The following is an 18,053-nucleotide window of genomic DNA, read 5'->3' as shown; positions in this document are numbered from 1 at the left end:
CCGAGTCTGGCCCGATGGCGGCGCCGGCCCCGAACCGGGGGCACCCACCCACCTGGCAGGCTGGCGCCATGGCACGGCTCGTGGCGATCAGCACGTTCTGGAACGGGCCCGTGATCGAGCGCATGGTCCGCACCTCGTGGGACCGGGGCGACGCGGTCCTGATGGTTCCCGGCGACCTTCCCTCGACAGCCCGCCAGCACCTGCTGGCAGCCACCGCCCCCAGCGTGGAGCTGACGTGCGACGACGACGGCCGCATCACCGAGGCCCCCACCGGGCTCGACGCGCCGCCGCTCGACGACGGCGACGCCCTGGTCGTGGTCACCAGCGGCTCCACCGGGGTCCCCAAGGTCCTGGTCCACACGCACCGCTCGCTGCGGGCCCACGCCGATGCGGTCCACGAGCACCTCGGGGTCGATCCGGCCCGGGACCGTTGGCTGGCCTGCCTGCCGCTCAACCACCTCGGCGGGTTCGGCGTGCTGGCCCGGTCGATCCTGACCGCCACCCCGGTCGACGTCCTGGACGGCTTCGACGAGCGGGCTGTGACCGCGGCCCCCGCCGAGCGGGGCTCGACCCTCGTGTCGCTCGTGGCCACCGCGCTCGATCGGGTCGAGGCCGATCCCTACCGGTGGGTCGTGCTCGGCGGATCGGCCGACCCCACCCCTCGCCCCTCGAACGTGGTCCACACGTACGGCCTCACCGAGACGGGCGGAGGCGTGGTGTACGAGGGCGTGGCCCTGCCGGGTGTCGAGGTGCGCGTCGATCCCCCCTCCGCCGGGGCCCGGGCCGGCGCCATCGCGCTGCGCACGCCCACCACCGCCCGCGGCCGGCGCGGCCCCGACGGCTCGACCTCCCCGCTGGTCGGCCCCGACGGCTGGCTCGCCACCGGCGACCTCGGCCGCTGGTCCGACGACGGCCGCCTCCTGATCGACGGGCGGGCCGACGACCTCATCATCACCGGCGGCGAGAACGTCTGGCCCCTCCCCGTGGAGGAGGCGATCCGGACCCACGGGCAGGTCGCCGACGTGATGGTCCACGGCGCCCTCGACCCCGAGTGGGGCCAGCGCGTGGTCGCCGTCGTCGTCCCCGCCGACCCCTCGAGCCCACCGACGCTCGAGGCCCTTCGCGGCCACGTGAAGCAGACCCTCCCGGCATCGAGCGCGCCCCGCGCCCTCCGCCTGGTCGACGTGATCCCCCGCACCGCGCTGGGCAAGCCGCGACGGCCGGTGGCGCCTCCGCCCGCCGGCGACAGCGAGATCGGCGGCCGCTAGTAGGGGTGGGCGATGTAGTCGTGCATCGCCCGGGTCTCGGTCTCGAGCGTGGCGATGTGGTGCTTCACGACGTCGCCGATGCTGACCAGCCCGACCAGGGAGCCGTCGACCACCACCGGCATGTGGCGGATCCGGCGCTCGGTCATGGTGGACATGAGCTCCTCGACCGTGGTGTCGGGTTGGCACGTCACCACCTCGGAGGTCATCAGCGACGACGCCGTGGCCGCCAGGAGGCCGTCGTCGGGCCGCGCCAGGGCCCGGACGATGTCGCGCTCCGACAGCACGCCGTCGATCGACCCTCCGCCTCCGGTCACGACCACCGCACCGATCCGGTGCTCGGCCAGCACGATGGCGACCTCGGCGACGGTGGCCTCCGGGCGCACCGTGACGACGTCGGTCCCCTTGGTCTGCAGCAGAACGCTCACCTGCATGGCGACCTCCTCGGCTCTTGGGCTCACCTCCATCGAACCACAGTTGGCACCCGAAGGTGACCGCGGTCACCAGAACCTGGACACCTGCTGGTCAGCCGGCCATCGTCACCCCGGGCGCCGGCTCGAGCCACACCGCCGACCCCTCGGCCAGGCCCAGCGAGCGGGCCTCGGCACGGGTCAGCGCGACCGAGGTGGTGGCGCCGTCGACGGCCACCTCGATGCGGACCTCGAAGCCCACGCGGTTCAACCGCTCGATGGTGCCGGCGTCGGCGCCTGGTGCCGGCGAGGCCAGCACCGCGATGTCGTGCGGGCGGATGGCCTGGCCCCGGAACTGCGTGACCGGGCCGAGGAAGCTCATGACGAAGTCGCTGGCCGGCTCGTCGTAGAGCTGGTCGGGCGTCCCGATCTGCTCCACGCGGCCTTCGTTGATGACGACGATCTCGTCGGCCACCTCGAGGGCCTCCTCCTGATCGTGCGTGACGAACACGGTGGTGACGGGCACCTCGTCGTGCAGGCGCCGCAGCCAGTCGCGCAGCTCCTTGCGGACCTTGGCGTCGAGGGCGCCGAACGGCTCGTCGAGCAGCAGCACGTTGGGCTCCACCGCCAGCGCCCGGGCGAGGGCCATGCGCTGGCGCTGGCCTCCGGAGAGCTGCGAGGGCAGCCGGTCGCCGAACTGGTCGAGGTGCACCAGTTCGAGCAGCTCCTGGACGCGCGCCTTGATCTCCGCCTTCGGCCGCTTGCGGATCTCCAGGCCGAACGCCACGTTGCGGGCGACCGTGAGGTGCTTGAACGCCGCGTAGTGCTGGAACACGAAGCCGACGTTGCGCTTCTGGGCCGGGAGGTCGGTGGCCTCGATGCCCTCGATGGCGACCGTGCCCTCGTCGGCGAAGTCGAGGCCGGCGACGATCCGCAGCAGCGTGGACTTGCCGCCGCCGCTCGGCCCGAGCAGCGCGGTGAGCTGGCCGGTGGGGATGGTGAGGTTGACGTCGTCGAGGGCGACGAACGAGCCGAACCGCTTGGAGACGTTGCGGATCTCGATGCTCATGAGGGGTCCTTGGGACGGATGAACGACACGATGATGATGCAGAGGACCGAGGCCGAGGCCAGCAGGAACGCCGCCGCGTACGCGGTCGACTGCTCGAAGTCCTGGTACTTCTGCTCGACCACCAACGTGGCGGTCTGGGTCTGGTTGACGAAGTTGCCCGACACGATCTTCACGGCGCCGAACTCGCCGAGCGATCGGGCCAGGCTGAGCACCACGCCGTAGACGAGGGCCCAGCGGATCGCCGGAAGCGTGATGCGCCGGAAGGTCTGGATGGCGTTGGCACCGAGGCTCTGGGCGGCGAGCTCCTGGTCGGTCCCGATCTCCTGGAGGATCGGCACCACCTCGCGCACCACCAGCGGCAGCGACACGAACACGGTGGCCATGACCATGCCCGGCAGAGCGAAGATCACCGGGAACCGGGCCGACTCCAGCGCCGGTCCGAACCACCCGTTGCGCCCGTTGTAGACGAGCACCAGCGCCAGACCGACCACGACCGGCGAGACCGCGAGCGGGAGGTCGATGAGCGCGCTGAGGAGCCGGCGCCCGGGAAAGCGGTAGCGCACGAGCAGCAGCGAGATGCCCACGCCGAACACGGCGTTGATGGCCACCGAGATGAGCGCGATCTCGACGGTCAGCCACAGGGCGTGGACGACCACGGGGTCCTGCAGCGCCACGCGCAGCGACTCGAACCCGTGGTTGAACGTCTCCTTGACCACCAGCGAGACGGGCCAGGCGACGAGGAAGAAGACGTACCCGACGGCGATGGACCGGAGGACGTAGGTGAGGGGCCCCTTGCGGGTGCGGCGGTCGCGGGCGGTCCTAGCCACGGCGGGCCACCCGCCGCTGGATGATGTCGAGCACCACGATCACCAGGAACGACACCGCCAGCAGCACCGAGGCCACCACGGCCGCGGCGGCGGTGTCGCCGTTCTCGATGTACGTGAGCATGCGCACCGAGGTGACCTCGGTGCGCATGGCGAGGTTGCCCGACAGCAGCACGAGCGAGCCGTACTCGCTGATGGCACGGGCGAACGACAGCGCCGCGCCCGAGGCGATGGCCGGGGCCAGCGCCGGAAGGATGATCCGCCGGAACGTGACGATGCGGCTGGCCCCCAGCGACGCCGCCGCCTCCTCGACCTCGACATCGAGCTCTTCGAGCACCGGCTGGACCGTGCGGACGACGAACGGGAGCGTCACGAACGCGAGGGCGAGGTACACGGCCTTCTGCGTGTTGGCGACGTTGACCCCGAGCGGGCTCTGCGGACCGTAGAGCGAGAGCAGGACGAGGCCGGCGACGATGGTGGGGAGTGCGAACGGGATGTCGATCAGCACCTCGAGCAGCCGCTTGCCGAAGAAGTCGTCGCGCACCAGCACCCAGGCGATGAGCGTGCCGAGCACGACGTTGGCGGCGGTGACGTAGAGCGCCTGCGTCACCGTGAGGCGGATGGCCGCGGCGGTCTGCGGGTTGGTCAGCACGTCCCAGAACCCGGCCCAGCCGATCGACGTGGACTGCACGATCACGGCGGCCAGCGGGATCAGGACGAGCAGGCTGAACCAGAGCACGGCGACGCCGAGCCCTGCTCCCGATGCGGCGGTGAGGTGGCCCGGAGCGCGGCGCCGCCGGCGCCGCCGCGCCGAACGGGCCGAAGCGGCTGGAGGGGCCGAAGGCGCGGGACGGGCCGCGGCCGGAGCCGTCGCTTGCGCGGCGGTCAACTCTTGCCCGTCGCCTGCTGGATCTGGGGCACGAGCCCGTTGTCCTCGTCGAAGAACTCGTCGTTCACCTTCGACCAGCCACCGAAGTCGTCAGCGATGGTGAGGAGGTTCTTCGGGGTGGGGAACGCGGCGGACGGATCGTTGGCCCCGTCGACCTGGATGCTGTCGGTGCCGTCGGCGATGACCGGACGGAAGCCCTTGCGCACGAACTCGGCCTGGCCCGCCGGGCTCAGCACGTAGGACAGGTAGTCCTTGGCCTTGGGGTTGGCCTTGATCAGCGTGGTGCCCGGGTTCTCGATGAGCAGGGTGGAGTCGGGGACGATGTAGTCGAGATCCTCACCCTGCTGCCGGGCGAGGATGGCCTCGTTCTCGTAGGAGATGAGCACGTCGCCGGTCCCGGCGAGGAACGCCGTGGTGGCCTCGCGCCCGCTCCCCGGCAGGGCCACCGCGTGCTTGAAGAACTTGGTGAGGTACGCCTCGGCATCGGCCTTGGTGCCGCCGTCGGCGATCACCTGGCCGTAGGCGGCGAGGATGTTCCAGCGCGCCGAGCCCGACGAGCCGGGGTTGGGCGACACGATGCCGATGTCGCCCTTCACGATGTCGTCCCACCCCGTGATGTGCTTCGGGTTGCCCTTGCGGACGACGAGCACCACCACCGAGCGGGACACGATGCCCTTGGTGGGGTTGGCCTGCCAGTCCTCGGCCACCAGGCCGGCCTTGACGAGGCGGGTCACGTCGCCCTCGAGCGAGAACTGCACGTAGTCGGCGTCGGCCCCGGCCTCGACGGCACGGCTCTGGTCGCCCGATGCGCCGTACGACTCCTTCCAGCGGACGCCCTTGCCCTCGGGGGTCTTGGCCCACGTGGCCTGGATCGCGTTGTTCGGGGCCTTGGCGACCGAGAAGCCGACCAGGGAGAGGGTGGACCCGCCCGAGCCGGAACCGCTGCCGTCGGATGCGGCGCTGCCGCACGCCCCGAGGAGCAGCGATCCGGCGACGGCGAGGGCGAGCGCGGCCTTGGTACGGGTTCTCATGGGTTCGGTCCTTCCACCCCGTCGCCGGGATTCCCTGTATTTCCTATGGAGTCGGGGGATAATACGGAAATACGAGCAACCATGTCAAGAATGGAGTGAAGGGTGAGGTGCCGGCCCGTCCGAGCCGTCACCTCACCCGGGACGCGACACGGCCCCCGGCACTGCCGGGGGCCGTGTCTCAGATCATCGGCATCGGGCCGAGGCCCGGGCGAGCTGGGCTCAGCAGGCCGACCAGTGGCCGCAGCCGGAGCCGCCGGCCCACAGCTGGCGCGCCTTGGCGTCCTGGACGGACTCGGGAGCCTGCGAAGCGCTCGAGTAGCCGCCGTAGCCGGCCCACGTGGAGTCGAGGAACTGCCACTTGCCCGACGCGGACGAGCTGGGGTTCTTGGCGGTCAGCGAACCGCCGGACTCGCGGTTCATGATGTAGCAGGGCGGCAGGTCGCCACCGCAGCGGCCCGTGCTCGGGCCCGCAGCCGGAGCCTGGCGCGTGACGGGAGGGGCGACCTTCTTGACGGGCGGAGGGGGCGGGGGCGGAGGAGGCGTCACCTGGAGGGCCGACACCTTGTTCGAGGCGGTGACGGCGGAGAGCACGGTGATGTCACCGAGGCGACCGAAGGCGGTCGACTTCTTCAAGGCCTTCTGACGGACCGGCTTCGCGGCCGTGGCGGGCTTGGCGGGGGCAGCCGCCTTGACCGGCTTCTGCGCCGGGGCCGAGGCCGGGTCGGCGGCGACGGCCTGGGCGGCGACGGCCACGAGGCCCAGCGCCAAGATGCTGACCAGCACGGGCCAGCGGCGGGCACGCCGTGCAGGCGTGCCGGGGGTACTCGGGGGTTGGTCGGCGCGCTTGGTGGCGCGCGCAGGTGCGGTCTTCATGTGATGGGAACTCCCTCGGGTGGAGACAGAAGGTGAGCGGGGGCAGATGCGCACCGCAGCGCTCACGGGGTAGGTCGGAACATTGTGTCACGAGATCCACCTTTTCGTAACCCAATCGACACGTGAGAATCGTCACATTTGATGCTTTAGATCACTTTTATCGCTGGATCAGATGACCTCGCCCGGGCGGGCGCACCCCGCCGACAGGCGGTCGACGCCTGCCCGAAACGACGGCTGACCAGCCCCGACGAACGCCGGTCCTCCCCCGTCCACCCCTGCGCCAGGGCCGAGATCGGGCCCTCAGGGCCGGCGCCGGGCGCGAGCAGATCGACCGTTCGGTGTTACACCTGTCACCGACGATCACGTCAGCGAAACGGTCACCAACGGCCGCGGTGGACGACCTCATCGAGCGATCGGCGGGGGCGCGAGGCGGATCGGCCCGGCTCGTCGGGGGCCGGATGACCGATGGCGATGGCCCCCGCGATCCGGCGATCGGCCGGGATCCCGAACGCCACGGCCACGGCCTCCTCGTGCCCGAAGAGCCCGAACAGGCACGCCCCGAGCTCTTCGTCGACCGCTCCGAGGAGCAGGTGCTCGACCGCGGCGCCGGCATCGACCCACCAGTACGGGACGGGCCACGCACCGGGCCCCGAGCCGAGGCCCGTGGCCGCCTTGTCGGGCTCGGCGTAGCGGGCGACGTAGGCACCCGGGTCGACGACCACCAGCACCAGGCTGGGCGCCACCACCAGGCCCGGCCACCGGAACCCGGCGCGGCGAGGCTGGGGCAGGGTCACGTCCCAGTAGCGGCCGACCGCTTCGGGCCCCTCGAGCACCACCAGGTCGATGCCCTGGCTGTGACCGGCTGACGGAGCCCGGCGGGCCAGGTCGCACAGCCGGTCGAGCACGGCCCGGTCAACCGGCGCACCGGTGAACGCCCGCACCATGCGGCGGCCGTGGACCGCCTCGTTCAGCTCCACGGTCGGGCGCTCCTGCGCCTCGCCCGAACGGCCTGCCGGCTCAGGTGAGCTTGAGCAGGTCGTCTGCGGTGGCCCACCCGAAGGCGATCAGGGCGTCGCCCCGGCCATCGTCGACCTGCGTGAAGAACTCCGCGTACCCCGGGTCGAGCTTCTCCGGCTTGAGGGTCTCGTGGTCGAGGACCTCGGGGTAGTTGTTGTCGCCCCGCACGACGAACGAGCGCTCGTCGTAGCGGCTGGCGTTGATGCCGAAGCGCTTGGCCAGGCGGCGGCCCCAGGCCCGCTCCTCACCGGTGGCGAGGTAGTCGGGGCGGGGGACGATGTCGACGAGGGTCTTGAACGCCTCGTAGCCCGACACGGTGGCGAAGCGGGTGCCGACCAGCACGTCTTCGTCGGGGAAGGCGAGCACGGCCCGGCGCAGCTGGTCGTTCACGATGGCCCGCAGGACGGTCTCGCGCTTGGAGGTGCGCTTGATCGATGCGAGGCCCACGATCACGCTCGGCGTGCCGCCGATGCGCTCGAGGGTGCTGAACGAGAAGCCCTTCAGACGGCCGGCTTCGCGGGCGAGGGTGACCAGGACCCAGGCCTCGGCAGCCTTCGAGAGGACGCCCACCTCGAAGCGGCTCGGGCCATCAGCACACAGGTCGGCCATCTCCGCCAGTTCGGCGTCGCCCAGCTGGGTGCAGTCCTTGGTCTCGACTTCAATAGCCATGAGCCTGCCCTGAACCCCTTCGACACGGTGAACTCGTGGGTTCCAAGTTCAGTCGACCGGGCCAGCTGACGCAACTTGAGATCCGGCGGGCGCTCCCCGACGTCGGGGTGCGCCACCGGGAAGATGCGCTGCGCGAGGATGCGAAGGCCCCGCCCCACCGTGCCCGCAACCCAGCCGGAAGATGTCCTCCATGCCAGCCCGAACCCGTCGCTCCCTGGTGATGCTGATGGCGGTCTCGCTGCCGCTCGTGCTGGTCGCGTGCGGTGGCAAGGGCAGCAGCGACCCCGCCACCACCGGCCCCACCGACCAGGCGCAGGAGCAGCTCCGAGACTTCGGGCTCACCGCGGCGCAGGCCGCCTGCGTCGTGAAGGAGGTGGGGGCCGAGGCCGTCATCGAGGCCTCCGACATGAACGCCTTCGCCGACAGCCAGCAGTACCGCGACGCCGCGAAGGTGTGCATCGATGACCACTGATCCGGCCCGCCGCCGCCGTCGCCCCCGGGCCATGGGTGCCGTCGCGGCCGTGGCCCTCGTGGGCGCCCTCGTCGTCGCCGGCTGCAGCTCCGACCCGCCCGATCCGGTGCAGCAGCGCAAGGACCGCGTGCAGGCCCGGCTCGAGGACTCGTTCAGCCAGGCGCAGGCCACCTGCATCATGAAGGTGCTCAAGCCCGAGACCATCGCCGCGCTCGACCGGACCACCACCCTGCCCAAGGGCGACGACCTCGACGTGTACTCGGCGGCCGTCGTGGCCTGCGTCGGCGGAGGCTGACCGGCTCAGGTGAACGCCAGGTAGCCGGCGAGGCCGACCGAGAACACCACCACACCGATCCGCAGGACGTTCTCGTTCACCTGGCGCGACAGGTGCGCACCCGCGTAGCCGCCGATCAGGGTGGCGGGTGCGGCGATGGCCACCGCCGCCCACTGCACCGGGCCGAAGAGCCCGAAGATCACCAGGCTCACCGTGGAGTCGACGACCGACATGGCGGCCTTGAGGCCGTTGAGCCGCCGGAGCCCTTCGGGGATGGTGAGCGAGAGCACGCCGAGGAAGACGACGCCGAGCGCGGCGCCGAAGTACCCGCCGTAGACGCTCGCCGCGAAGATCGCCACCACCTGCACCCGCCGCGTCCACGGGCTCGCCTCGACCGGCTCCCCCACCCGCCGCGCCACGAACGGCTGGATCGCCACCAGCAAGGCCGCGAACAGCACGAGCACAGGCACCACCTGATCGAACGCCTCGGTGGAGGTCGACAGCAGCAGCACGCAGCCCACGATCGACCCGAGGAGCGTGGCCACGGCGAGGCGCGTCAGGCGGTGGCGCTGGTCGAGGATCTCCTCGCGGAACCCGTAGCTGCTCCCGAGGTAGCCCGGCCAGGTGGAGACCGAGTTGGTGACGTTGGCGGCCAGCGTGCCCATGCCGGTGGCGACGAGCGCAGGGAACAAGACGAGCGAGCCGCCGCCCGCCATCGCGTTGATGGCCCCGCAGGCCAACCCGGCCAGCGCCACCAGCACCATCTCGCCTCCGGACACCGGCTCAGGGTAGGTGGTGGCTCCCCGCCACCCGGACCGGGTTCCGGGCGCCGGAGGGCCAGGGGCACTCCGCTAAGGTGTCCCGGCCTGGCGGCGTGGCCGAGTGGCTTAGGCAAGGGACTGCAAATCCCTGTACGGGGGTTCGATTCCCCCCGCCGCCTCCAGTGCGAACGAGATGCCCGTCGGCCCAGCGCCGCCGGGCAGCTCGCGTTCCGGCCGGTTCCGCGCCGGCCAGGCCCAAATGGAACCGGTCCGCCAGGCACCCGGTTCGAGCGCTCCGGAGGGCGGTTCATCCGTGGCCCGACGCCGCCGGATCCGCCGTTGATGAGGGCGTCGAGCGGCCGGATCCCCGCTGAATGGGCCCGCGCAAGAATCGCCGTTCACCCCTTCCAACGCCGAGGATCGTGTCCTAACCTGTGCGACGGGCACGTCGCCCGCATGCGCTCACGCAAAGCACAGAGAGAGAAATACCTTGGCTACAGGCACCGTGAAGTTCTTCAACTCCGAGAAGGGCTACGGCTTCATTTCCCGTGAAGATGGCGACGACGTGTTCGTCCACTTCTCCAACATCCAGGGCTCCGGCTACAAGACCCTGGACGAGGGCCAGCACGTCGAGTTCGACGTGGCCCCCGGCCGCAAGGGCGAAGAAGCCCAGAACGTCCGCGTGGTCTGAAGCCCCAACGCGATCGATGAAGGGCCGCCGGTCGCCATGACCGGCGGTTCTTCGCGTCCCGAGCCGGTTCGCGCGGCCCGGTCGGGCAGACTGCTCCCATGAGCAACCCGGCCCTCAACCCCAAGATCTTCGAGCGCGAGACCGCAGCCAACGATCAGGGCGCCTTCACGCCTGGTTGGGGCTCCCCCGCCCAAGAGGTGCCGCCGAACCTGTTCGGCCAGCCCGGGTCCACCCCGCCCGGCGGTGCTGCCCCCGGTGCGGCCACCGGGCCGTACGCATCGGGCCCCGGTGCCTACCCGCCCGTCCCCACCCAACCGGGGACCACGCCTCCCGGCACCACGCTGCCGCCCGGGCGTCCGGTCGACCACGGCGACACGATGCGCATGAGCGGCACGATGTCGGCCTCGGCCATCCTCCTCGGCATCTTGCTGGTCGGCGCCTGGTTCGGGTGGCAGGCGGTCACCGTCACGGTGAGGAGCATCGCCCCCGACGGCTCGAAGTCCTACGCGATCGACATGCCGCCGTGGATCTTCCTGGCGATGATCGTGGGGTTCGGCCTCGCCATCCTGACCATCTTCAAGCCCAGGCTGGCCCGCATCACCGCACCCTTCTACGCCGTGGCCGAAGGCGTGTTCCTGGGGGCCATCTCCGCCGCCTACAACGCGCAGTGGGACGGCATCGTGCTCCAGGCCGTGAGCCTCACCATGGGCGTCTTCGTGATGATGCTCATCCTCTACGCCACCGGCACCATCAAGGTCACCAACCGCCTCCGCACCGGGATCATCGCCGCCATGGGCGCCGTGTGCCTGGTGTACCTCGTCACCATCGTCGCCTCGCTCTTCGGCACCACGGTGCCGATCGTCAACGACGCCAGCGCCCTCGGCATCGGCTTCAGCCTCCTCGTGGTCGGCGTCGCCTCGATGAACCTGCTGCTCAACTTCGACTTCATCCAGCAGGCGGTCGACAACCGGGCCCCTCGCTACATGGAGTGGTTCGCAGCGTTCGGCCTCATGCTCGCCCTCGTCTGGCTGTACCTGGAGATCCTGCGGCTGCTCGCCAAGCTCCGCTCGCGCTGAGGGCGCAGCCTGACCTGGCGGGAACGTGCAGAATGGCCCGGTCCGCGTGCCGAGGAAGGCTGTTCGAGTGACCGAGACGATCTCCTGCCCCAACTGCAGCGCGACGGTGCCCGGCACCGCGGCGTTCTGCACCAGCTGCGGCCAGCCCCTGGCCAGCCCTGTCGCTGCTCCGCCGCCGCCGTCGGCCCCCGCCGACGACACCCGGATCCAGAGCCCAGGGCTCCACGACGCCACCCAGGTGGCCGCACCTCCGGTCGCGCCTCCGCCGGCCTCGGGGCCGTGGGGCCCCAGCACGCCGCCCGCGGCACCTCCCACCGCCCCGGCCCCCGGCTCGCCGTGGACCCCGCCGCCGGCCCCATCCGCCCCGCCCGGCGCGTGGCAGCAGCCCACCGCGCCGCCGGCGTCGACGGTCAGCGCAGGCCCCGCGTACTCGCCCGGCGCGCCGCCGGTCACCGGCCCGCCCGTGGCCGGCCAGACCTGGTCGCCCCCTCCGGCCGCCCCAGGGGCCTGGCCCGGAGCGGCACCGGCCGCGGCGGCCACCGCTCCCACCAAGGGCACCAAGTCGCCCATCGGTGGCGTGGTCGCCCTCATCGGAGCTGCCCTCACCATCGTGGGCGTGTTCTCCGGCTGGGTCACCCTCGACCCGGGTGGCAACAGCGAGACCGTCTCGGGCTGGTCGCTCACCGGCGGTGGCGGCCTGCTGAAGAGCAACGACCCCTACGCCATCCTCGCCCTGGGCGTGGTGGGCGCCCTGATCGCCATCCTCTTGTTCACCGGCACCGCCCGCACCCTGGTGCGCATCGCGGCGGTGGTGGTGGGCGTCGCCATCGTGGCGGTGGCCGCCGTGAACTGGTCCTCGATCGCCAGCTTCGTCACCGATCACCTGCCGACGTCGTTCCAGGCATCCACCGCCATCGGCTTCTACCTGGCGATCGCGGGCGGCATCCTCATCGCCATCGCCGGCCTCTTCCCGGCCGCGAAGAAGTGAGCGCCACCCACCCCCTCGAGGGCACCGGTGCGCTCGTCACCGGCGGCGGTAGCGGCATCGGCCTGGCCTGCGCCGTGCGCCTCGCCACCGACGGCGCCACCGTCACCATCTGCGGCCGCACGGCCGAGCGCCTGACCAGCGCGATCGACGAGACCGGCCCCATCGACGGCCCCGGATCGCTCCACGCCATCGCCGCCGACGTCACCGACGAGGCCGCCATGGCCGCGGCGGTGCAGGCCGCCGAGGCCAACGCCGGCGGTCCGCTCGGCATCGTGGTGGCCAACGCGGGCGGCAGCACGTCGATCGGCCCGGTCACCCAGCTCGGGCGCGACGAGTGGGACGCCACCACCGCCGTGATCCTCACCGGCACCATGCTGGCGCTCAAGTACGGTGCCGCCTCGCTCGTGCGCGGAGGCGGCGGCTCGTTCGTGGCCATCTCCTCCACCGCCGGCTCGCTCGTCCACCCGTGGTTCGGCGCCTACGGTCCCGCCAAGGCGGCGGTCAACCAGCTCTGCCGCCAGGCTGCCGACGAGCTCGGCCCCAGCGCGGTCCGCGTCAACTCGGTGTGCCCCGGCCTCATCCGCACCGAGATGGTGGAGATGATCACCGCGGGCGGCGGCGTGCTCGACTCCTACGAGGAGAACACGCCGATCGACCGCATCGGCGAGCCCGATGACATCGCCGCGATGGTCCGCTTCCTCGTCGGGCCCGAATCCACCTGGCTCACCGGCCAGGTCATCACGGTCGACGGCGGCCAGAGCCTGCGGCGGGGCCCGTCGCTCGCTGAGTTCATCGAGCCGCTGTTCGGCGCCGACGGACTACGGGGCGTGGTCGGCTCCTAGCGCCAGCACCACCAGCTGGGTCAGCGAGTCGTTCAGGAGCCGCAGGAGCTGCTCCTCGGTGAGCACCGGCTGGTCGACCCACGTGGTGGTGACCTCCTCGGCGAACGCCACCCACCCTCGCACCACGAGGCGGAAGGCCGGGGAACCGTCGACCGGCCCGAGCTTCGACACGATCCGGTCGACGACCCGGCCGCGGGTCTGCTCGAACAGGTCCTGCATCGCGTCCTCGCTGCCCCCGGGACCGCGCACCAGGTTGACGTAGCCCACCCGGTTGTCGGCCACGTAGCGGACGAACGCCTCCATGCTCTGCTCGAGCTGGTCGTCGAGCGACAGGGCGGGGTCGGGCTCGGTGACGGCGATGAAGTCGTCGGCCGCGGCCTCGGCGATGGCCCGCAGGAACGCGGGCCGTGAGCCGAAGTAGTGGAAGACCAGCGCCTTGGAGATGCCGGCCGCCTCGGCCACCTCTTCGATCGACAGCTCGTGCAGCGCCCGGCCCGCCAGCATCTCCAGGCCCAGATCGAGCAGCTGGCGACGGCGCTCGTCGGGGCTGAGGCGGGTGCGGGTGGTCGACGTCACGACGCCATCCTATTGACCTGCGGTCAGCAGTTCCATAGTCTCTGTTGACCGAAGATCAACAACGTCTCCCTGCCGCCCCACCAGGAGCCTCTGTGACCATTACCGCACCCACCCGCACCGCCGCTCCCGATGCCACCGCCACCAGCGCCCGCGTGATCATCGTGGGCACCGGCTTCTCGGGCATCGGCATGGCCGCCCAGCTCAAGCGCAGCGGGATGGACGACTTCTTGATCCTGGAGCGCGCCGACGACGTCGGTGGCACGTGGCGCGACAACACCTACCCGGGCTGCGCGTGCGACGTCCCGAGCCTCCTCTACTCGTTCTCCTGGGCCCAGAACCCCGACTGGTCCGACACGTTCTCGCCCCAGCCCGAGATCTGGGAGTACCTGCGCACCGTCGCCAAGGACGAGCAGCTCGACGCCCACACCCGGTTCGGCCACACCGTGCAAGGGGCCCGCTGGGACGAGACCCGGCGGGTCTGGAGCATCGAGACCTCCGAGGGCACCTACGAGGCCCAGGTCCTCATCGCCGGCCTCGGCCCGCTCAGCGAGCCGTCGACGCCCCACCTCCCCGGGATCGAGTCGTTCGAGGGCACGGTCTTCCACTCGGCCACCTGGGACCACGACCACGACCTCCGCGGGGAGCGCGTCGCGGTGATCGGCACCGGCGCATCGGCCATCCAGTTCGTCCCGGCCATCCAGCCCTCCGTCGACCACCTCACCGTCTTCCAGCGCACGCCCCCGTGGGTGATGGAGCGTCGCTCCCGCCCCATCGGCAGGTTCGAGCGGACCCTGTTCAAGCGGGTGCCCGGCGCCCAGCGCCTGGCCCGGGCCAGCATCTACTGGGCCCGTGAGCTCACGGTGATCGGCTTCACCCGGCGACCCCAGATCCTCAAGCGGGCCGGCAAGCTGGCCCTGGCCCACCTGCACCAGGCGGTCGAAGACCCCGAGCTGCGCCGCAAGCTGACCCCCAGCTACGCCATGGGGTGCAAGCGCATCCTGCTCAGCAACGACTGGTACCCGGCGCTCACCCAGCCCAACGTCACGCTCGAAGACGCGGGCATCGCCGAGGTCAAGGCCCACTCGATCGTCACGGTCGACGGCACCGAGCACCCCGTCGACACCATCATCTTCGGCACCGGGTTCCAGGTCGCCGACATCCCTGCGGCGCAGAAGATGTGGGGGACGGGCGGCGTGAACCTGGGCGAGAAGTGGTCGGAGAGCGCATCGGCGTACCTGGGCAGCACCGTCGACCAGTTCCCCAACCTGTTCTTCCTGGTGGGGCCCAACACCGGGCTGGGCCACTCCTCGATGGTCTTCATGATCGAGTCGCAGGTGAGCTACGTGATGGACGCGCTCCGCAGCATGGACCGCACCGGCGCCTCCACCGTCGAGGTCCGGCCCGAGGCGGTCGAGGCGTACAACGTGGCCCTGCAGGAGCAGCTCGGCGGCACGGTGTGGAACACCGGCGGCTGCAAGAGCTGGTACCTCGACAAGACCGGCAAGAACACGTCGCTGTGGCCCGACTTCACGTTCGTCTTCCGCAAGCGCACCCGCCGGTTCGACCCCGACCACTACGTCGTCACGCCCGCCGGCCGAGCGGCACCCACGGTCGCCGACTGAGGCTCCACTACCGTCTCGTCGATGCGACGAGGAGGGTGGTCGGTCCTGGCGGCCTGCGCTGCGGTCGTCGCCGCGGCCGTGCCGCTCGGGGCTGCGCCCGCCGGGGCCGCACCGGCGGTCATCGGGTGCGGCCAGGCCGCGGAGCGGGTACAGATCACGGCCGACGCGGACCTCGACCCGACGTGCACCTACACCGGCGGGTTCGACATCACCGCCTCGAACGTCACCCTCGACTGCAGGGGTGCCCACATCGTCGGCGGTGACGCCGATGGCATCGGGATCCACCTCCACGCCCCCACCGACGCCGCCATGCACGACGTCACCGTCACCGGCTGCGACGTCTCCGGGTTCACCAACAACCTGCGCGTCACCCGCGACGGGTTCGGCGCGCTCGCCGCCGGCCACGAGTACGAGGGCGGCACCTCCGCTATCACCGTGGCGCACAACCGCTTCCACGACTCGAAGGGCGTCGGCGTCTACGTGAACGCCTACGTCAGCGGCGTGACCATCGCCGACGACGCGTTCCACGATGCGGGGAGCACGGCGATCTACCTGGAGACCGGGTCCCGGCAGAACACGATCGAGCGCAACGAGGTGGTGCACAACGGGTACGGCGAGAACGGGACCGCAGGCCAGACGTTCGAGTTCGGCGGGAGCACCGTCTGGTACTGGGGCACGGGCCGCGAGGGCCTGGCCGTCGACGGCTCGTACGACAACGTGATCCGCCGGAACCACTTCGAGCGCAACTCGAACGGCGGCATCTTCCTGTACGAGAACTGCGGCGAGAACCAAGACGACCCGAGCTGGATCGAGCGCCGCTACCCCGCCGAGCGCAACCGCATCGAGGGCAACTCGTTCGCCTCGGAGCGCACCGGCGTGTGGGTGGCATCGCGCCAGGGCGAGAACGTCTTCCCGATGGACTGCTCGGACCCGGCCTACGTGACCGGCCCGGTGCTGCGGATCAGCCTCGATCACGCCCCGTCGAACACGATCCTCGCCAACTCGTTCACCGGCGTCACCTACGGCGTGCGGGTGGAGGACGACGACACCACCGTCGAGGGCAACTCGTTCAGCGCGTCGTCTCCCGACCACCACGCGGTCATCGTGGGCACGCCGTACCGGACCACCGACCTCCACCAGCCCATCACCGGCACCGTGCTGCGCTCGAACACCTCGGCCATCGCCGGCAACGACAGCCCCTACCGCTGGGTCCACGGCACCACCGCCACCACCGTCGAGGGCAACCAGGCGCTCGGCCAACCGGTGGGGATCTGCCAGGGCGAGCCGCCGCCCCGATCGCTGTTCGTGATGGTGATCGCGGTCGCGGCCGCCGAGCCCGACGGCTCGGAGCCGCCGACGCCCGACCTCACGTTCCCCACCCTCGGCGCGCTGGCCAGCTGCCAGGGGCCGGCCGCGACGTCCACCACCACGTCGACGACCGCACCTCCGACCAGCACGGCGGCCGCGCCGGCCGCGCCCGTGACCGGATCGGCCGACTACGCCGGCTGAGGGCCGGCGGCTGCGATCCGCCGATCCGAGGTGACGACGTCGATCGCCACCACGATGGCCATGACCAGGCCCATCAGCGCCACGTCGGTGCCCAGCGGCACCTCGGCCACCGCCGCGACGACCACGATCATCACCCCGCCGATCACCAGCCGGATCGTGCGAGCGGCCGGCTCGCGGTGCAAGAAGCCCTGCAGGAGCGCCATCGAGATGAGCGACAGCGCGGCCGGGATGGCCACCGCCATCGCCTGGCTGACCGGAGAGATCTTCAGGTCGGGCCCCGGCAGCTCGGCCGCCACCCCGATGCCGGCCCCGACGGCCGCCAGCGACGCGAACAGCACGTAGTGGCCGTAGCCCCAGGCGAACGCACCCCGGCGGACGCCCTCGAGGGGCTCGTGGGCCCCCCGCTCGAAGTACAGCCACCACAGCCCGAAGACGAGCACCAGGCCGCCTCCGGCGATGGTGAGCAGCTCGGCCGACACGCCGCCGTCGAGGGCTCGGCGGATGGCGCCCGTGGCGGCGAGGATCGACTCGCCGATCACGATGATCGTGAACAGCTCGTAGCGCTCGGCGATGTGGCGGGGGTGCCACCCGGTGGCGCGGGCGTCGGACTCGGCGATGGCGGGGATCGCCAGCTCGACCACGACGAGGACGGCGAACGACGCCATGCCCCACTGGCTGGGCAGGGCGAGGCGCGCCACCCAGAAGACCTGCACGACCGCGATGCCGATGGCGTAGCGGAGGGCGGCGTCGCCCCGCTCCCCCGACGCGCGGGACGCTCGGGCCCACAGGCCGACCATGGCCAGGCGCATGACCACGTAGCCGAGCGTGACGAGGCCGTACTCCCCGTCGAACGCGTCGGCGATGCCCACCGCCACGATCAGCACGCCGATGATCTGGACGAACACCAGGAGCCGGTACGGCACGTCGTCGGTGTCGAACGCCGACGCGAACCACGTGAAGTTCATCCAAGCCCACCAGATGGCGAAGAACGTCGCCAGGTAGCCGACCAGCCCGTCGTGCAGGTGCGCGGCCGCGATCTCGTGGTGGAGCCCGTCGGCGGCGACCGAGATCGCCACCACGAAGCTCAGGTCGAAGAGGAGCTCGAGCGGGGTGGCGGCGCGGTGCTCCTCGGTGTGGTCGCGGCCGACCATCGGGACCACGTGACGGCGGACGCTGGTCATCGGCGCATCGTAGG

The 18,053-nt window shown here is 71.4% G+C and carries 20 protein-coding genes and 1 tRNA gene; 10 read left to right on the top strand and 11 right to left on the bottom strand.

The genetic code is table 11. The features are described from left to right. The first annotated feature begins 68 nt into the window (after positions 1-68). Positions 69-1,268, top strand: coding sequence for an AMP-binding enzyme (locus ACPPVX_RS19855; RefSeq protein WP_426572314.1), 1,200 nt, complete (start codon positions 69-71; stop codon positions 1,266-1,268). Here the strand turns inward: ACPPVX_RS19855 and ACPPVX_RS19850 are convergent. The 8 genes from ACPPVX_RS19850 to ACPPVX_RS19815 form a co-directional block, all read right to left on the bottom strand. Beyond that, a complete protein-coding gene (locus tag ACPPVX_RS19850) occupies positions 1,265-1,699 on the bottom strand; it encodes a CBS domain-containing protein (protein WP_426572313.1) in 435 nt (144 codons plus the stop codon). The two genes, ACPPVX_RS19855 and ACPPVX_RS19850, sit on opposite strands and share 4 nt — an antisense overlap. 91 nt (positions 1,700-1,790) lie before the next feature. Continuing rightward, a complete protein-coding gene (locus ACPPVX_RS19845; RefSeq protein WP_426572312.1) occupies positions 1,791-2,744 on the bottom strand; it encodes a sulfate/molybdate ABC transporter ATP-binding protein in 954 nt (317 codons plus the stop codon). After that, on the bottom strand, positions 2,741-3,571 hold the full coding sequence (locus ACPPVX_RS19840) for a sulfate ABC transporter permease subunit (RefSeq protein WP_426572311.1): 831 nt from the start codon (positions 3,569-3,571) through the stop codon (positions 2,741-2,743). The genes ACPPVX_RS19845 and ACPPVX_RS19840 overlap by 4 nt, the downstream gene beginning before the upstream one ends. Continuing rightward, positions 3,564-4,307, bottom strand: coding sequence for a sulfate ABC transporter permease subunit CysT (gene cysT / locus ACPPVX_RS19835; protein ID WP_426572310.1), 744 nt, complete (start codon positions 4,305-4,307; stop codon positions 3,564-3,566). Before cysT ends, ACPPVX_RS19840 begins: the two co-directional genes overlap by 8 nt. A gap of 146 nt (positions 4,308-4,453) precedes the next feature. Next, positions 4,454-5,488, bottom strand: a complete 1,035-nt coding sequence (locus tag ACPPVX_RS19830) for a sulfate ABC transporter substrate-binding protein (protein ID WP_426572309.1) — start codon at positions 5,486-5,488, stop codon at positions 4,454-4,456. A 219-nt stretch (positions 5,489-5,707) separates the two neighbouring features. After that, positions 5,708-6,361, bottom strand: a complete 654-nt coding sequence (locus ACPPVX_RS19825) for a transglycosylase family protein (protein WP_426572308.1) — start codon at positions 6,359-6,361, stop codon at positions 5,708-5,710. Between the two features lie 377 nt (positions 6,362-6,738). Then, entirely contained in the window at positions 6,739-7,338 is a 600-nt protein-coding gene (locus tag ACPPVX_RS19820) for a nitroreductase family protein (RefSeq protein WP_426572307.1), read from the bottom strand. 40 nt (positions 7,339-7,378) lie between these two features. After that, the gene (locus ACPPVX_RS19815; protein WP_426572306.1) at positions 7,379-8,047 is read right to left on the bottom strand and encodes a hypothetical protein; all 669 of its coding nucleotides are present in this window, start codon (positions 8,045-8,047) and stop codon (positions 7,379-7,381) included. A 190-nt stretch (positions 8,048-8,237) separates the two neighbouring features. Between ACPPVX_RS19815 and ACPPVX_RS19810 the strand changes: the two genes are divergently transcribed. Further along, positions 8,238-8,519, top strand: a complete 282-nt coding sequence (locus ACPPVX_RS19810) for a hypothetical protein (RefSeq protein ID WP_426572305.1) — start codon at positions 8,238-8,240, stop codon at positions 8,517-8,519. After that, entirely contained in the window at positions 8,509-8,814 is a 306-nt protein-coding gene (locus tag ACPPVX_RS19805) for a hypothetical protein (RefSeq protein ID WP_426572304.1), read from the top strand. Before ACPPVX_RS19810 ends, ACPPVX_RS19805 begins: the two co-directional genes overlap by 11 nt. A 5-nt stretch (positions 8,815-8,819) precedes the next feature. Here ACPPVX_RS19805 and ACPPVX_RS19800 read toward each other — a convergent pair whose 3' ends face one another. After that, the gene (locus ACPPVX_RS19800) at positions 8,820-9,572 is read right to left on the bottom strand and encodes a sulfite exporter TauE/SafE family protein (protein ID WP_426572303.1); all 753 of its coding nucleotides are present in this window, start codon (positions 9,570-9,572) and stop codon (positions 8,820-8,822) included. Positions 9,573-9,661: 89 nt separating this feature from the next. Between ACPPVX_RS19800 and ACPPVX_RS19795 the strand changes: the two genes are divergently transcribed. The 5 genes from ACPPVX_RS19795 to ACPPVX_RS19775 all read left to right on the top strand — a co-directional run bounded on the left by ACPPVX_RS19795 (position 9,662) and on the right by ACPPVX_RS19775 (position 13,151). Further along, positions 9,662-9,736: transfer RNA gene (locus ACPPVX_RS19795), tRNA-Cys, on the top strand. 308 nt (positions 9,737-10,044) lie between these two features. Then, a complete protein-coding gene (locus ACPPVX_RS19790) occupies positions 10,045-10,245 on the top strand; it encodes a cold-shock protein (protein WP_421119445.1) in 201 nt (66 codons plus the stop codon). Positions 10,246-10,343: 98 nt separating this feature from the next. Then, the gene (locus ACPPVX_RS19785) at positions 10,344-11,321 is read left to right on the top strand and encodes a Bax inhibitor-1/YccA family protein (protein WP_426572302.1); all 978 of its coding nucleotides are present in this window, start codon (positions 10,344-10,346) and stop codon (positions 11,319-11,321) included. Between the two features lie 67 nt (positions 11,322-11,388). Beyond that, the gene (locus tag ACPPVX_RS19780) at positions 11,389-12,309 is read left to right on the top strand and encodes a zinc ribbon domain-containing protein (RefSeq protein WP_426572301.1); all 921 of its coding nucleotides are present in this window, start codon (positions 11,389-11,391) and stop codon (positions 12,307-12,309) included. Next, positions 12,306-13,151 carry an SDR family oxidoreductase gene (locus ACPPVX_RS19775; protein WP_426572300.1) on the top strand — a complete coding sequence of 282 codons (846 nt, stop codon included), beginning with the start codon at positions 12,306-12,308 and terminating at the stop codon, positions 13,149-13,151. Before ACPPVX_RS19780 ends, ACPPVX_RS19775 begins: the two co-directional genes overlap by 4 nt. On the opposite strand, the gene ACPPVX_RS19770 is transcribed toward ACPPVX_RS19775, so the two are convergent. Beyond that, positions 13,128-13,727, bottom strand: coding sequence for a TetR/AcrR family transcriptional regulator (locus ACPPVX_RS19770; protein ID WP_426572299.1), 600 nt, complete (start codon positions 13,725-13,727; stop codon positions 13,128-13,130). The two genes, ACPPVX_RS19775 and ACPPVX_RS19770, sit on opposite strands and share 24 nt — an antisense overlap. Before the next feature lie 92 nt (positions 13,728-13,819). Here ACPPVX_RS19770 and ACPPVX_RS19765 point away from each other — a divergent pair, with 92 nt between their 5' ends. Continuing rightward, complete coding sequence (locus tag ACPPVX_RS19765; RefSeq protein WP_426572298.1) at positions 13,820-15,349, top strand: flavin-containing monooxygenase; 1,530 nt, start codon at positions 13,820-13,822, stop codon at positions 15,347-15,349. Between the two features lie 21 nt (positions 15,350-15,370). Beyond that, entirely contained in the window at positions 15,371-16,858 is a 1,488-nt protein-coding gene (locus tag ACPPVX_RS19760; protein WP_426572297.1) for a right-handed parallel beta-helix repeat-containing protein, read from the top strand. On the opposite strand, the gene ACPPVX_RS19755 is transcribed toward ACPPVX_RS19760, so the two are convergent. Then, positions 16,846-18,039 carry a low temperature requirement protein A gene (locus tag ACPPVX_RS19755; RefSeq protein ID WP_426572296.1) on the bottom strand — a complete coding sequence of 398 codons (1,194 nt, stop codon included), beginning with the start codon at positions 18,037-18,039 and terminating at the stop codon, positions 16,846-16,848. The genes ACPPVX_RS19760 and ACPPVX_RS19755 overlap by 13 nt on opposite strands. Positions 18,040-18,053 lie beyond the last annotated feature (14 nt).

Source organism: Aquihabitans sp. McL0605 (genome assembly GCF_049993875.1).
GTDB lineage: Bacteria > Actinomycetota > Acidimicrobiia > Acidimicrobiales > Iamiaceae > Aquihabitans.
This window is presented reverse-complemented; position numbering and strand designations above follow the sequence as displayed.

Bases quoted from the DNA above. Each gene is read 5' to 3' on its own strand.
- ACPPVX_RS19855 (WP_426572314.1), top strand. From the start codon at position 69: ATGGCACGGCTCGTGGCGATCAGCACGTTCTGGAACGGGCCCGTGATC.
- ACPPVX_RS19850 (WP_426572313.1), bottom strand. From the start codon at position 1,699: ATGCAGGTGAGCGTTCTGCTGCAGACCAAGGGGACCGACGTCGTCACG.
- ACPPVX_RS19845 (WP_426572312.1), bottom strand. From the start codon at position 2,744: ATGAGCATCGAGATCCGCAACGTCTCCAAGCGGTTCGGCTCGTTCGTC.
- ACPPVX_RS19830 (WP_426572309.1), bottom strand. From the start codon at position 5,488: ATGAGAACCCGTACCAAGGCCGCGCTCGCCCTCGCCGTCGCCGGATCG.
- ACPPVX_RS19825 (WP_426572308.1), bottom strand. From the start codon at position 6,361: ATGAAGACCGCACCTGCGCGCGCCACCAAGCGCGCCGACCAACCCCCG.
- ACPPVX_RS19815 (WP_426572306.1), bottom strand. From the start codon at position 8,047: ATGGCTATTGAAGTCGAGACCAAGGACTGCACCCAGCTGGGCGACGCC.
- ACPPVX_RS19810 (WP_426572305.1), top strand. From the start codon at position 8,238: ATGCCAGCCCGAACCCGTCGCTCCCTGGTGATGCTGATGGCGGTCTCG.
- ACPPVX_RS19805 (WP_426572304.1), top strand. From the start codon at position 8,509: ATGACCACTGATCCGGCCCGCCGCCGCCGTCGCCCCCGGGCCATGGGT.
- ACPPVX_RS19785 (WP_426572302.1), top strand. From the start codon at position 10,344: ATGAGCAACCCGGCCCTCAACCCCAAGATCTTCGAGCGCGAGACCGCA.
- ACPPVX_RS19760 (WP_426572297.1), top strand. From the start codon at position 15,371: ATGCGACGAGGAGGGTGGTCGGTCCTGGCGGCCTGCGCTGCGGTCGTC.
- ACPPVX_RS19755 (WP_426572296.1), bottom strand. From the start codon at position 18,039: ATGACCAGCGTCCGCCGTCACGTGGTCCCGATGGTCGGCCGCGACCAC.